This window comes from Streptomyces sp. NPDC093795 (assembly GCF_044764665.1).
In the GTDB taxonomy this organism is placed as follows: domain Bacteria; phylum Actinomycetota; class Actinomycetes; order Streptomycetales; family Streptomycetaceae; genus Streptomyces.
The window spans coordinates 64,765-77,960 of the sequence record NZ_JBIWIO010000007.1; the positions used below are offsets into that span (position 1 = coordinate 64,765).

The following is a 13,196-nucleotide window of genomic DNA, read 5'->3' on the forward strand; positions in this document are numbered from 1 at the left end:
CCCCCTGGGCCGGTTACGGGAGGGCGGGCACCGGACGGTTCCGGTGGGCGGGGTCGCGGACCTCGCCCACCAGCATCTCCAGGACGTCCTCCAGGGCGACGAGGCCGAGCACCCGGCCCGAGCCGTCCGCCACCTGCGCCAGATGGGTGGCGGCGCGGCGCATCACGGTGAGGGCGTCGTCCAGGGGCAGTTCGGCGCGGAGGGTCGCCATCGGCCGCCAGAGCCGTGGCGGTACCGCCCGCTCCCGATCCTCCAGGTCGAGGACGTCCTTCACGTGCACGAAGCCCAGGAAGGTGGCGTCCGCCTCGGCGCGGACCGGGAAGCGCGAGTACCCGGTGCGTACGGTCAGCTCCTCGATCTCGCGCGGGGTGACCGTCGGTGGGACGGTGACCAGGGACGCCGGGGCGATGAGGACGTCCGTCACCGGGCGAGTGCCCAGTTCGAGCGCGTCCTCCAGGCGCTCCTGTTCGGCCGGGTCGAGCAGTCCGGCCAGCCCCGCGTCCTCGACGAGCCGGCCCAGCTGGGCGCGGGTGAAGACGGCCTCCACCTCGTCCTTCGGCTCGACCTTGAACGCCCGCAGGACGAGCCGGGCGCAGGCGCCGAGCGCGGCCGTCACGGGGCGGCAGAGCCGGGCGAAGCCGACGAGGGTCGGGGCGAGCCAGAGCGCGGTCCGCTCGGGCGCGGCCATCGCCAGGTTCTTCGGGACCATCTCGCCGATGACGAGGTGGAGGAAGACGACCGCGGCGAGGGCGATGACGTAACCGAGCGGGTGGATGAGCCCCTCGGGGACGCCCGCCGTGTGGAAGACGGGTTCGAGGAGACGGGCGACGGTCGGCTCGGCGACGGCGCCGAGCGTCAGCGAGCAGACGGTGATGCCGAACTGGGCGGCCGCCATCATCTGCGGCAGGTTCTCGAGCCCGTGCAGCACCTGCTTGGCGCGGGCGCCGCCGAGCGGTTCGATCTGGCTGCGGCGGACGGAGACGAGCGCGAACTCGGCACCGACGAAGAAGCCGTTGGCGAGGACCAGGAGAACGGCGAAGAGGAGGGGAAGCACGCTCATCGGACGCCCTCCGAGACCAGCGGGGCGGGCGAGGGAACGGCGACGGGGCCCGTGGGGGTCGTGGCCGGGCCCGGGGCCATGGCCGGGACCGCGGTCGTACCAGAGGTCGCCACCGGGGCCGTGCTCCTTCTCGGATCCGGGGGTGGCGCCGGGTCCGTACGTACGAGGCGTACGCGTTCGGCGCGGTAGCGGTCGACCTGGCGTACCGAGAGGTGCCAGCCGGGGAGTTCGGCGCGGTCGCCCGGGGCGGGGATGCGCCCGAGGAGGTCGGCGACGAGGCCGGCGACGGTCTCGTACGGGCCGTCGGGCACGTCGAGGCCTATCCGGCGCAGGGTGTGGACCCGGCAGGAGCCGTCGGCCTCCCAGGCGGGCCGGCCGTCCTCGGCGGGGGCGGCGGCCAGCTCCGGCCGCCCGTCGCCCACGGTGTCGTGCTCGTCGCGGACCTCGCCGACGAGTTCCTCGACGATGTCCTCCAGGGTGACGACCCCGGCCGTACCCCCGTACTCGTCGACGACCACCGCGATCGGCTGCTCGCGGCGCAGCCGCTCCAGGAGGGTCTGGGCGGGCAGCGACTCGGGCACGAGGAGCGGCGGGACCGCGATCCGGCCGGCGGGGGTACGCAGCCGGGCGTGCGGGGCGACGGCGAGCGCGTCCTTGAGGTGGACCATGCCGACGATCTCGTCGATGCGGTCGCGGTAGACGGGGAAGCGCGAGAGCCCGGTGGCCCGGGTGAGGTTGAGGACGTCGGCCGCGGTGGCGTCCCACTGGAGGGCGCTCACCTTCACCCGCGGGGTCATGACCTGTTCGGCGGTGAGCCCGCCGAGCGACAGGGTCCGTACGAAGAGGTCCGCGGTGTCCTGTTCGAGGGCGCCTGCCAGGGCGGAGTGCCGGGCCAGGGAGACCAGCTCACCGGGGGTGCGGACCGAGTCCAGCTCCTCGGTGGGCTCGACGCCGAGGAGCCGTACCAAGCGGTTGGCGACCCGGTTCAGGAGGGAGATCACCGGCCGGAAGACGGCGGAGAAGTGGCGCTGCGGGGTGGCCACGAAGCGGGCCACCTGGAGCGGGCGGGAGACCGCCCAGTTCTTCGGGACGAGCTCGCCGACCACCATCTGGACGGCGGAGGCCAGCAGCATCCCGATCACCACCGAGATCCCGGAGACGGCCCCTTCGGGCAGTCCGGTCGCGGTGAGCGGGCCGTGCAGCAGTCCGGCGAGCGCGGGCTCGGCGAGCATGCCGACGACGAGGGAGGTGAGCGTGATGCCCAGCTGGGTGCCGGAGAGCTGGAAGGAGAGCTCGCGCAGGGCGGTGACGACGGTGCGGGCGCGCCGGTCGCCGGCGGCCGCGGCCCGCTCGGCCTCGGCGCGTTCGACGGTCACGAGTCCGAACTCGGCGGCCACGAAGAAGCCGTTGGCGAGGATGAGGGCGAAGGCCGCGACGAGCAGCAGAAGGGAGACGATCACGGCGCCGCCTCCGGGGAGAGGGCGGCGCGGGTATTACCGGACGATCCGTCCATTGCTGGAGGGAGTCACTCCTCGGGTCGAAGGGTGTGGCCTCGCGGGCCGCGTCGGCGGCCCTGCACATGCGAGGCGGTGGTGCCGCTCGGCACCACCGCCTCCAGAGTAGTCACGCGGACGCCCCGAGGGGCAGAGGGCCGGCCCCGGATGGGGGACGGACCCGGGTTCCACCGGAGGGGATCCCCCCGGCGTACCCCGTGGTCCCGGGCGACCGGATCAGGCCGCCCGCTCCGCGCCCGTCCCGTGGGTCTCGGCGAGGGCCCGCAGGGTGCGGGCGTCCCGGATGGCCGCTTCCTTGGCGATACCGGGCTGGATGCCCAGCGCCGGCAGGCTGGTGCCGTCGCTCAGGTCCAGGAAGACCCAGGCGTCACCGGGGCGCAGGTTGACCTTGAGGATCTCCGCCCAGGCGAGCCGCCGGGTCCGGGTGATGTTGACGACGGTGACGCCCTCGTCGTCCGCGACGACCTTGGGGCGGCTCAGCAGGACGAGCACCCCCGCGAGCAGCGCGGCGACGAAGACGAAGCTGACGCGCTCCCCCGGTCCCAGCCGTTCCAGCATCAGCGCCACGGTGGTGACGACGACGAACATCACGAGCCCCGCGGTCAGCAGGACGGCCCGGGTGCGCCCGGGACGGAAGGTGACCGGGAGGGCGGGGACGGAGGGCTGGGACATCGGGGGTTCCTCGGGGCCTTCGGGCGGACGGACCGTGCCGTCAGAGGCGGCAGGCGTGGATGGCGGTGGTGAGGATGGCGCGGGCGCCGATCTCGTACAGGTCGTCCATGATCCGCTGCGCCTCCTTGGCGGGGACCATCGCGCGGACCGCGACCCAGCCCTCGTTGTGCAGCGGGGAGACGGTCGGCGACTCCAGGCCCGGGGTGAGGGCGACGGCCTGCTCCAGGTGCTCGGCGCGGCAGTCGTAGTCCATCATCACGTACGAGCGGGCGACGAGGACGCCCTGGAGGCGGCGGAGGAACTGCTGGACCTGCGGGTTGTCGTCCTCGGCGCCGTGACGGCGGACGACGACGGCCTCGGAGGTCAGGATCGGCTCGCCGATGACCTCGAGGCCGGCGTTGCGCAGGCTGGTGCCGGTCTCCACGACGTCCGCGATGATCTGGGCGACGCCCAGCTGGATCGCGGTCTCGACGGCGCCGTCGAGGTGGACGACGGAGGCGTCGATCCCCTGGTCGGCGAGGTGCTTGGCGACGATGCCCTCGTAGGAGGTGGCGATCGTCATGCCGCCGAAGTCCTCGGGGCCGCTCGCGGTGCCCGGGCGGGTCGCGTACCGGAAGGTGGAGCGGCCGAAGTTCAGCGGGAGGATCTCCTCGGCGCTGGCGCCGGAGTCCAGGAGCAGGTCCCGGCCGGTGATGCCGATGTCCAGCTTCCCGGAGGCGACGTAGATCGCGATGTCCTTCGGGCGCAGGTAGAAGAACTCGACCTCGTTGTCGGGGTCGATGACCACGAGCTCCTTGGACTCCTTGCGCTGGCGGTAGCCGGCCTCATGGAGCATTGCCGACGCAGGTCCGGAGAGGGAACCCTTGTTGGGAACGGCGATGCGCAGCATGGGGTGAGCTTCCTTTGCCTGGGAGTTGCCTGGGAGTTCTGGGAGGTGGGGGTCTGACGTGCTCAGGGGTACGACGTACTCAGGGTTACGTGCTCAGAGGTGCGACGTGCTCAGAGGTGCGCGTAGACGTCGTCGAGCGAGATCCCGCGGGCGACCATCATCACCTGGACGTGGTACAGCAGCTGCGAGATCTCCTCGGCGGCGGCTTCCTTGCCCTCGTACTCGGCGGCCATCCAGACCTCGGCGGCCTCTTCGACGACCTTCTTGCCGATGGCATGGACGCCCTTGTCCACCAGCTCCGCGGTGCGGGAGGTGGCCGGGTCGCCGGTCTCTGCCTTGAGCTTGAGCTCGGCGAAGAGCTCTTCGAAGGTCTTCCGGGTTTCGTTCGCCATGATGGTCCTAAGAGTACGGGGTAAGGGTCGCGTCACTAGCGCCAGGGTTCGCTGACCGTGCGCAGCGTCGTCGCGGTCGCGACGGCGGCGGTGACGGCTTCGTGGCCCTTGTCCTCGCTGGAGCCTTCGAGGCCGGCCCGGTCGAGGGCCTGCTCTTCGTTGTCGACGGTGAGGACGCCGAATCCGACGGGTACGCCGGTGTCGATCGAGACCTGGGTGAGGCCGTGGGTGACGCCCTGGCACACGTACTCGAAGTGCGGCGTTCCGCCGCGGATGACGACGCCGAGCGCCACGATGGCATCGTAGCCGCGGCCGGCGAGGACCTTCGCCACGACCGGGAGCTCGAAGCTGCCGGGGACGCGGAGCAGGGTCGGCTCGTCGATGCCGAGCTCGCTCAGGGCGCGCAGGGCGCCGTCGACGAGGCCGTCCATGATCTTCTCGTGCCACTGGGCCGCGATGACCGCGACCCGCAGGTCGCCGCAGTTCTTCACGCTGAGGACGGGTGCGCCCTTGCCGCTCATGTCTCTCCTTGAACCTTGAACCGTACGAAGTGAGGGTTTTACTGGTTGCCGCAGGTGGAGGCCGGGGAGCCGTCCAGCCAGGGCAGGTCGTGGCCCATCCGGTCCCGCTTGGTGCGCAGGTAGCGGAGGTTGTGCTCGCCGGCCGTGACCGGCATGGGCTCGCGGGCCTCGACCGTCAGGCCGTGCCGGGTGAGAGCGTCGATCTTCTCGGGGTTGTTGGTCATCAGGCGCAGGCTGCGGACGCCGAGGTCGGCGAGGATCTGCGCGCCGGCCGCGTAGTCGCGGGCGTCGGCGGGCAGCCCGAGTTCCAGGTTGGCGTCGAGGGTGTCGCGGCCGCGCTCCTGGAGCTCGTACGCGCGCAGCTTGGACAGCAGGCCGATGCCGCGGCCCTCGTGGCCCCTGAGGTAGACGACGACTCCGCGGCCGGCCTCCTGGATCCGGTCCATCGAGGCCTGGAGCTGGGGGCCGCAGTCGCAGCGCAGCGAGTGGAAGATGTCGCCGGTCAGGCACTCGGAGTGGACCCGGACCAGGACGCTCTCGCCGTCGGCCGTGTTCTCGATGTCGCCGTGGACGAGGGCGACGTGCTCGACGCCGTCGACCGTGGAGCGGTAGCCGTACGCGGTGAAGTCGCCGTGCGCGGTGGGGAGCTGGACCTCGGCCTCGCGGCGGACGGTCGGCTCGGCGGAGCGCCGGTAGGCGATCAGGTCCTCGATGGAGATGATCGTCAGGCCGTGCTTGCGGGCGAAGGGGACCAGCTCGGGCAGGCGCAGCATGACGCCGTCCTCGCCGGCGATCTCGACGATCGCGCCGGCCGGGCGGAGGCCCGCGAGGCGGGCGAGGTCGACAGCGGCCTCGGTGTGGCCGTTGCGGACGAGGACGCCGCCGGCCTTGGCGCGCAGCGGGAAGACGTGGCCGGGGCGGACGAAGTCGGAGGGCTCGTGGGCGCCGCTCGCGAGCATCCGCAGGGTGGTGGCGCGGTCGGCGGCGGAGATGCCCGTGGTGACGCCGTGCGCGGGGCTCGCGTCCACGGAGACGGTGAAGGCGGTCCGCATCGACTCGGTGTTGTGCTCGACCATCTGCGGGAGCTGGAGGCGCTCCAGTTCGTCGTCCTCCATGGGGGCGCAGATCAGGCCGCGGCACTCGCTCATCATGAAGGCGACGATCTCGGGCGTGGCCTTCTCGGCGGCGATGACGAGGTCGCCCTCGTTCTCGCGGTCCTCGTCGTCGACGACGACGACGGGGCGGCCCGCGGCGATGTCGCGGATGGCCTGCTCGACGGGGTCGAGGGCGAGGTCGGTGGCATCCCAGAGCGCGCTCATGCGGTTGCTCCTTCCAGAGCGGGGGCGGTACGCGTCCGGAGCCACCAGTCGCGCATGCCCCAGATGACGAGGGCGAAGTAGATGACGTACACCAGGCCGGAGAAGGCGAGGCCGCTGTTGAAGGCGAGGGGGACGCCGACGAGGTCGACGAGGAGCCAGGCGAACCAGAACTCGACCAGGCCGCGGGCCTGCGCGATCATCGCGACGAGGGTGCCGACGAAGATGTACGCGTCGGCCCACGGGCTCCAGGAGAGCGACGGGTAGAGGGTGAAGAGCCCGCCGACGGCGAGGGTGCCGACGACCGCGCCCGCGAGGAGCAGCCCGCGCTCCTTCCAGGTGGCGAAGCGGACGGCGATGGAGCCGTCCTGGGCCTGCTGCCTGCCCCGGTTCCACTGCCACCAGCCCCAGGCGGCGACGCCGATGACGAGGAGCTGCTTGCCGACGCCGCCGGAGAGGTGGGCGGAGGCGTAGGCGCCGACGAGGACGACTCCGGAGAGCAGCTGGGCGGGCCAGGTGAGGATGGAGCGGCGCCAGCCGAGCGCGAGGGCTATGAGTCCGATCGTGTTGCCGATCATGTCGGACCACATGATGCGCTGGTCGAGGACGGTGAACGCCTCGGAGTTGAGCCAGTTCACTTGACGTTCTCCTTGGCGTCGGGTCCCGCGCCGGCGCCGAGCAGCCGCTCGACGTACTTGGCGATGACGTCCACTTCGAGGTTGACCGGGTCGCCACTTTTCTTGATGCCGAGCGTGGTCAGGTCGAGGGTGGTGGGGATGAGGCTGATGGTGAACCAGTCGTCGGTGACCTCGACGACGGTGAGGCTGACGCCGTCGACCGTGATCGAGCCCTTCTCGACGACGTACCGGGAGAGGTGGGCGGGCAGGCCGACCTTGACGAGTTCCCAGTGCTCGGACGGGGTCCGGTCCAGGATCGTGCCGGTGCCGTCCACGTGGCCCTGGACGATGTGGCCGCCGAGGCGGCCGCCGACGGCCATGGGCCGCTCCAGGTTGACGCGGGTGCCGACCTCCAGGGCGCCGAGGCTGGACCGCTTGAGGGTCTCGGCCATGACGTCGGCGGTGAACTCGCCGCCGCCGAACTCGACGACCGTGAGACAGACACCGTTGACGGCGATGGAGTCGCCGTGCTGGGCGCCTTCCGTGACCAGGGGTCCGCGCAGTCGGAAGCGGGAGGCGTCCTCCAGCTGCTCGACGGCGACGACCTCGCCCAGTTCTTCGACGATTCCGGTGAACACGGTCAGGCTCCCTTGAGGGTGGCGGTGATGCGGATATCGGATCCGATATCCGAGATTTCGGTGATGTCGAGCCGCAACGCGTCGGTGATGGTGCTGATTCCTGCCTCGGCGAGGGCCGCCGGGCCGGCGCCGAGGAGGACGGGGGCGAGGTAGCCGACGACCTGGTCGACGGCGCCCGCGGCGACGAAGGCACCCGCGAGGGTGGGGCCGCCTTCGAGGAGGACGGAGCGGACACCGCGCGCGTGGAGGGCATCCAGGAGGGCGGGTACGGACAGGCCGCGCTCGGCCCTGGGGAGGCGTACGACGTCGGGGAGGGCCGTCTCGGCGTCCTCGGCGACGGCGATCAGGGTGGGCGCCGCGTCGTCCAGGACGCGGGCGCCGGGCTTCACGGCGGTCGCCTCGGTGTCGACGACGACCCGGAGCGGCTGGACGGCGCCCTCGATGCCGCGGACGGCGAGGTGCGGGTCGTCGGCGCGGGCGGTGCCGGAGCCGACCAGGACGGCGTCGGCCTCGGCGCGCAGCCGGTGGACGTCGGCGCGGGACTCGGCGGAGGTGATCCAGCGGGAGGTGCCGTCGGCGGCGGCGATCCGGCCGTCGAGGGTGGCGGCGTACTTCCAGCGGACGAAGGGGCGGCCGTGGCGTACGGAGGTGAGCCAGGCGATGTTGACCGCCTCGGCCTCGTCGGCGAGGAGGCCGCCGGAGACCTCGATCCCTGCGGCGCGCAGGGTGTCGGCGCCGCCTGTGGCCTGCGGGTTCGGGTCGCCGACCGCGTACACGACCCGGCTGATCCCGGCCTCGATCAGGGCCTGGGCGCAGGGTCCGGTGCGGCCGGTGTGGTTGCAGGGTTCGAGGGTGACGTAGGCGGTGCCGCCGCGGGCGAGGACGCCGGCCTCGCGCAGGGCGTGGACCTCGGCGTGGGGGCCTCCGGCGCGCTGGTGCCAGCCCTCGCCGACCCGGTGTCCCGAGGCGTCGGTGATGACGCAGCCGACGACGGGGTTGGGGCTCGTGGCGCCGAGGCCGCGGGCGGCGAGCTCGACGGCGCGTCGCATGGCGGTGGTGTCGGCCTGCTGGGCCACCGGGTCCTCCTGCCTCTTCGGGCACGGACTCCGGGGCCTGTCGATGACGACAGAGAGCGGAAACGACACCTGACGCAGGGTGCGCCGAGGCCGCGTCCTCCGGGTACGCCGAATCGGTGACGACACGGCGACCAGCGGACGTACGGCCGGCACACCCCTGAGAGGGGTCACCCGCCGCGCACTGCCTCCCATCCGGACTTTCACCGTCGGTCCAGGAATCTCACCTGGTCAACCGGCCGCTGGCTGCGGACGGGTCGCGGACTATACCGCCGGTTCGGAATTACACCGACCCCGGAGTGCGCTGCTGCTGATACAGGGCCAGTGTGCCACGACCGGCGTGAGGCGATACGGCCGAGATCCTGTGGGCTGGCTCACACACTCCCCATTGCGGCCTCTTTGGTCCAGACCTATTGACGCACTGGTCTAGTCCTCTTAATCTCCGTGTCACCTCCGAGGTAACGGTCCGACGGCGTGCGCACTCCACGGGCCCAACACGACCCACCCCCTTGTTCGTTGTGTTCGTCGACCTCCCCAGGAGGAACCGATCGTGTTGTCCCCCACCACGAAGAGAGCCTCGCTGCTCGCTTCCGGCGCGGCCGTCGCCGGGCTGCTGCTCAGCTCGCTCGCCGGCGGCGTCTCGTACGCGGCCGACAACGAGTCCTGTCGCCCCGACGGGCTCTACAAGACGCCAGGCGTCGACGTCCCGTACTGCTCGGTCTACGACACCGAGGGCCGCGAGAAGATGGGCGCGGACCACCAGCGCCGGGTCATCGGCTACTTCACGGGCTGGCGCACCGGCAAGAACGGCCAGTCCGCGTACCTGGCCAAGGACATCCCGTGGGAGAAGATCACCCACATCAACTACGCCTTCGGGCACGTCAACGGGGACAACAAGCTCTCCGTCGGCGCGGACGGTCCGAACAACGCGGCCACCGGGATGACCTGGCCCGGTGTCGCCGGAGCCGAGATGGACCCCGCGTACGCCTACAAGGGCCACTTCAACCTGCTCAACAAGTTCAAGAAGCAGCACCCGAACGTGAAGACGCTGATCTCGGTCGGCGGCTGGGCCGAGACGGGCGGGTACTTCGCCGACAACGGCGACCGGGTGAACTCCGGCGGCTTCTACTCGATGGCCACCAACGCCGACGGTTCGGTCAACCAGGCCGGGATCGACACCTTCGCGACCTCGTCCGTCGAGTTCATCCGGAAGTACGGGTTCAACGGCGTCGACATCGACTACGAGTACCCGACGACCATGAAGGACGCCGGCAACCCGCTCGACTGGCAGCTCGCCAACGCGCGCCGCGCCGGGCTCGTGCAGGGTTACGCGGCCCTCATGAAGTCCCTGCGCGAGAAGCTGGACAAGGCCGGCGCCGCCGACGGCAAGCACTACCTGCTGACCGTCGCCGCCCCCTCCTCCGGCTACCTGCTGCGGGGCATGGAGACGTTCCAGATGCAGAAGTACCTGGACTACGTCAACATCATGTCCTACGACCTGCACGGTGCCTGGAACGAGCACGTCGGGCCCAACGCCTCCCTCTTCGACGACGGCAAGGACGGCGAGCTCGCCGCGGCCAACGTCTACGGCTCGGCGCAGTACGGCAACATCGGCTACCTCAACACCGACTGGGCGTACCACTACTTCCGCGGCTCGATGCCGGCCGGCCGGATCAACATCGGCCTGCCCTACTACACCCGCGGCCACAAGAACGTGCAGGGCGGCACCGACGGGCTGTGGGGCAAGGCCTCCGCGAGCACCTGCCCGGCCGGAGCCGGTCTGACCAAGTGCGGTGACGGCGCCGTCGGCATCGACAACCTGTGGCACGACAAGGACACCAACGGCGCCGAGTCGCCCGCGGGCTCCAACCCGATGTGGCACGCCAAGAACCTGGAGAAGGGGATCGTCGGCGACTACGTCACGCAGTACGGCTTCCCGGCGAACACCACGCTGACCGGCACCTACGCCCGCAAGTACGACTCGACCCTGGTCGCGCCGTGGCTGTGGAACGCGCAGAAGAAGGTCTTCCTCTCCACCGAGGACGAGCAGTCGGTGGCCGCGAAGGCCGACTACGTGGTCGCCAAGGGCATCGGCGGCACCATGGTCTGGGAGATGGCCGGTGACTACGCCTGGAACGCCGCCAAGGGCCAGTACGAGATGGGCTCCACGCTCACCTCGCTGATGTACGACAAGTTCAAGGCGGCCACCCCGTACGGCGCGAAGACGTCGAACAAGGCGCTGCCGACCCAGGCCGTGAAGATCGACGCCCAGTTCACCGAGTTCAAGCTGGGCGACTCGAACTACCCGATCACCCCGAAGATCAAGATCACCAACAACACGGCGGCGACCCTGCCGGGCGGCACGGAGTTCCAGTTCGACTACGGGACCTCGGCCCCGGCCAACGCCTCCGACCAGTCGGGCTTCGGCACGAAGGTGATCAGCAGCGACCACACGGGCTCCAACGTGGGCGGCCTGAAGGGCGACTTCCACCGCGTCTCCCTGAAGCTCCCGGCCTGGCAGTCGCTCGCCCCGGGCGCCACGGTCGACCTGGCGTTCAACTACTACCTGCCGGTGTCCACCCCCTCCAACTGGACGGTGAACATCAACGGCACGACGTACGCCCTCGCCGGTGACCTGGCGCGCGGTACGACGGTGGTGGAGCCGGGCTCCACGACCCCGCCGACCACCCCGCCGACCACGCCGCCCACCACCCCGCCGACGACTCCCCCGACCACGCCTCCGACGACCCCGCCGACGACCCCGCCCACCACGGGCTGCACCGTCCCGGCGTACGTGGCCGGCACGATCTACAACGCGGGCAACGAGGTCTCCCACAACGGCCGCAAGTGGAAGGCCCAGTGGTGGACGCAGAACGAGGAGCCGGGCAAGACCGGCGAGTGGGGCGTCTGGAAGGACCTCGGCGCCTGCTGAGGCACTGCTGACGCACCCGCTGAGGCACTGCTGAACCCGTGCTGACGTACCCCCTCTGAACCACCCCCTCCGAAACCCCCGGCGGCGGAATCACGGCCCTTGCCGCCGCCGGGCTCCCCCGCCGCGCCGCGCCCCCCTGTCCGGGGCGCGGCGCGGGCGCGTTTCCGCGCATGGGGCAGTTCGGCCGAGTCTGTTCTGGAGTCAGGGCAGGTCTACGACTTCGTAGATGAGGTAGTCGGACTGGGGGTTGGCGGGGAGCATGGTGCGTTCTTCCCAGGTGTCGTCCAGGAGGCCGGGGCGGAACCACATCTTGTCGCCGTCGCGCTTGAAGCTGATGCGGAAGCCCCCCACTGCGCGGAGGTCAGGTCAGGTCTACGGAAACAGCTCGTCCTGCGCCGCGTCGCGGGCGCGCAGGAGGGCGCCGCGGAGGACGGCCGTGTCGCCGAGGCTGGTGGGGCGGACCTCCGTGCGGAGGGGTGAGAGGGCCGCGAGTTCGGCCTCCACGCGCGCGGCGAGGACGTCGGCGCCCTGGTGGCCGGTCTCCCCGCCCAGGACCACGCAGCCCGGGTCGAGTACGGAGACGACCGCGGCCGCTCCCACGGCGAGACGGCGGGCGAGCGCGTCGAGGAAGGGCTCGTGGCCCGAGGCGAGCGCGCCGGCCGGGTCGAGCCCGTGCGCGACGGCGAGGGCCTCGACGGCGGCCGCGCAGGCCAGCTCGTGGAATCCGCCGTCGCAGCCGGTGGCCGAGGGCAGCCCCGAGGTGCCGGGCACGGGCAGGAAGCCGACCTCGCCCGCGCCGCCCGAGGCCCCGCGGCGCAGCCGCCCGTCGAGGACGACGGCGGCGCCGACGCCCTGGCCGAGCCAGAGCAGGACGAAGTCCTCCCGGTCGCGGGCCGCGCCCTCGCGCAGTTCGGCGACGGCGGCGAGGTTGGTCTCGTTCTCGACGAGGACATGGGCCGGCAGCCGCTCCTGGAGGACGGCGACCAGGCGCCGGTGCCAGGCGGGCAGCCCCGTGGAGTCGCGCAGTTCGCCGGTGCCCGGATCGATGAGCCCGGGGGCGCCGACGGCGACGGTGTGCAGCCGGTCGGCGCCCGCCTCCTCGGCGGTCCGCTCCAGGAGCGTGACGGCCTTCTCGACGGCCGGTCCCGTACCGCTGTCGTCGCCGACGGGTACGGACGCCTCGGCGAGGGCGGCGCCGAGCAGGTCGGTGACGGTGACGGAGACCGAGCGCATCCGGACGTCGAGCGCGGCGAGGTGCGCGCGGTCGGCGACGAGCCCGTACAGCTTGGCGTTGGGGCCTCGGCGCTCGGCCCCGGACTCCCCGACGACATGGACGAGCCCGGAGCCCCGGAGCCGTTCGACGAGGTCGGCGACGGTGGGCCGGGAGAGTCCGGTGAGGGTCTTGAGCTGAGTGGCCGTCAACGGGCCCTCGTCCTGGAGCAGTCGCAGGGCGAGCCGGTCGTTGATGGCTCGTGCGGTGCTCGGGGATGCGGCCATGCGGCGATCCTCTCAGACTCGTGGGGAGGGGGACCGTCCCTGCGGTCTATTTATCAGGCAGGGTTCCTGATAGTT

The 13,196-nt window shown here is 71.6% G+C and carries 13 protein-coding genes and 1 riboswitch; of the genes, 1 reads left to right on the forward strand and 12 read right to left on the reverse strand.

Annotated features, from left to right (window positions below; all coding sequences use genetic code 11):
• Positions 1 to 13: 13 nt before the first annotated feature.
• From ACIRB7_RS19890 to ribD, 10 genes are all read right to left on the reverse strand, one after another.
• Positions 14 to 1,060, reverse strand: a complete 1,047-nt coding sequence (locus ACIRB7_RS19890) for a hemolysin family protein (protein WP_403600119.1) — start codon at positions 1,058 to 1,060, stop codon at positions 14 to 16.
• Entirely contained in the window at positions 1,057 to 2,520 is a 1,464-nt protein-coding gene (locus ACIRB7_RS19895) for a hemolysin family protein (RefSeq protein ID WP_403600122.1), read from the reverse strand. Before ACIRB7_RS19895 ends, ACIRB7_RS19890 begins: the two co-directional genes overlap by 4 nt.
• A 270-nt stretch (positions 2,521 to 2,790) precedes the next feature.
• Positions 2,791 to 3,246 (reverse strand): PH domain-containing protein, encoded by a 456-nt coding sequence (locus tag ACIRB7_RS19900; protein WP_403600125.1) that lies wholly within the window; start codon positions 3,244 to 3,246, stop codon positions 2,791 to 2,793.
• Positions 3,247 to 3,286: 40 nt separating this feature from the next.
• Entirely contained in the window at positions 3,287 to 4,135 is an 849-nt protein-coding gene (gene hisG / locus ACIRB7_RS19905; RefSeq protein WP_351216083.1) for an ATP phosphoribosyltransferase, read from the reverse strand.
• Between the two features lie 110 nt (positions 4,136 to 4,245).
• Positions 4,246 to 4,527, reverse strand: a complete 282-nt coding sequence (locus ACIRB7_RS19910) for a phosphoribosyl-ATP diphosphatase (protein WP_403600129.1) — start codon at positions 4,525 to 4,527, stop codon at positions 4,246 to 4,248.
• A 35-nt stretch (positions 4,528 to 4,562) separates the two neighbouring features.
• Positions 4,563 to 5,048, reverse strand: coding sequence for a 6,7-dimethyl-8-ribityllumazine synthase (ribH, locus tag ACIRB7_RS19915; RefSeq protein ID WP_024760819.1), 486 nt, complete (start codon positions 5,046 to 5,048; stop codon positions 4,563 to 4,565).
• Between the two features lie 38 nt (positions 5,049 to 5,086).
• Complete coding sequence (locus ACIRB7_RS19920; RefSeq protein WP_403600132.1) at positions 5,087 to 6,367, reverse strand: bifunctional 3,4-dihydroxy-2-butanone-4-phosphate synthase/GTP cyclohydrolase II; 1,281 nt, start codon at positions 6,365 to 6,367, stop codon at positions 5,087 to 5,089.
• Entirely contained in the window at positions 6,364 to 6,954 is a 591-nt protein-coding gene (locus ACIRB7_RS19925; protein WP_403601022.1) for a nicotinamide riboside transporter PnuC, read from the reverse strand. Before ACIRB7_RS19925 ends, ACIRB7_RS19920 begins: the two co-directional genes overlap by 4 nt.
• Before the next feature lie 44 nt (positions 6,955 to 6,998).
• Positions 6,999 to 7,619, reverse strand: coding sequence for a riboflavin synthase (locus tag ACIRB7_RS19930; protein WP_403600134.1), 621 nt, complete (start codon positions 7,617 to 7,619; stop codon positions 6,999 to 7,001).
• 2 nt (positions 7,620 to 7,621) lie between these two features.
• Entirely contained in the window at positions 7,622 to 8,695 is a 1,074-nt protein-coding gene (gene ribD / locus ACIRB7_RS19935; RefSeq protein ID WP_403600137.1) for a bifunctional diaminohydroxyphosphoribosylaminopyrimidine deaminase/5-amino-6-(5-phosphoribosylamino)uracil reductase RibD, read from the reverse strand.
• A 174-nt stretch (positions 8,696 to 8,869) separates the two neighbouring features.
• Positions 8,870 to 8,999: riboswitch (FMN riboswitch) on the reverse strand.
• 243 nt (positions 9,000 to 9,242) lie between these two features.
• On the opposite strand from ribD, the gene ACIRB7_RS19940 reads away from it, so the two are divergent.
• On the forward strand, positions 9,243 to 11,624 hold the full coding sequence (locus ACIRB7_RS19940; RefSeq protein WP_403600139.1) for a chitinase C-terminal domain-containing protein: 2,382 nt from the start codon (positions 9,243 to 9,245) through the stop codon (positions 11,622 to 11,624).
• Positions 11,625 to 11,825: 201 nt separating this feature from the next.
• On the opposite strand, the gene ACIRB7_RS19945 is transcribed toward ACIRB7_RS19940, so the two are convergent.
• A complete protein-coding gene (locus ACIRB7_RS19945) occupies positions 11,826 to 11,975 on the reverse strand; it encodes a hypothetical protein (protein WP_403600141.1) in 150 nt (49 codons plus the stop codon).
• A gap of 21 nt (positions 11,976 to 11,996) precedes the next feature.
• A complete protein-coding gene (locus tag ACIRB7_RS19950; protein WP_403600144.1) occupies positions 11,997 to 13,121 on the reverse strand; it encodes an ROK family transcriptional regulator in 1,125 nt (374 codons plus the stop codon).
• Positions 13,122 to 13,196: the final 75 nt, after the last annotated feature.

What these genes read in the sequence shown, in the direction of transcription:
- ACIRB7_RS19890 (WP_403600119.1), bottom strand. Translation starts at nt 1,060, where the DNA reads ATGAGCGTGCTTCCCCTCCTCTTCGCCGTTCTCCTGGTCCTCGCCAAC.
- ACIRB7_RS19900 (WP_403600125.1), bottom strand. Translation starts at nt 3,246, where the DNA reads ATGTCCCAGCCCTCCGTCCCCGCCCTCCCGGTCACCTTCCGTCCCGGG.
- hisG (WP_351216083.1), bottom strand. Translation starts at nt 4,135, where the DNA reads ATGCTGCGCATCGCCGTTCCCAACAAGGGTTCCCTCTCCGGACCTGCG.
- ACIRB7_RS19910 (WP_403600129.1), bottom strand. Translation starts at nt 4,527, where the DNA reads ATGGCGAACGAAACCCGGAAGACCTTCGAAGAGCTCTTCGCCGAGCTC.
- ribH (WP_024760819.1), bottom strand. Translation starts at nt 5,048, where the DNA reads ATGAGCGGCAAGGGCGCACCCGTCCTCAGCGTGAAGAACTGCGGCGAC.
- ACIRB7_RS19920 (WP_403600132.1), bottom strand. Translation starts at nt 6,367, where the DNA reads ATGAGCGCGCTCTGGGATGCCACCGACCTCGCCCTCGACCCCGTCGAG.
- ACIRB7_RS19925 (WP_403601022.1), bottom strand. Translation starts at nt 6,954, where the DNA reads ATGTGGTCCGACATGATCGGCAACACGATCGGACTCATAGCCCTCGCG.
- ACIRB7_RS19950 (WP_403600144.1), bottom strand. Translation starts at nt 13,121, where the DNA reads ATGGCCGCATCCCCGAGCACCGCACGAGCCATCAACGACCGGCTCGCC.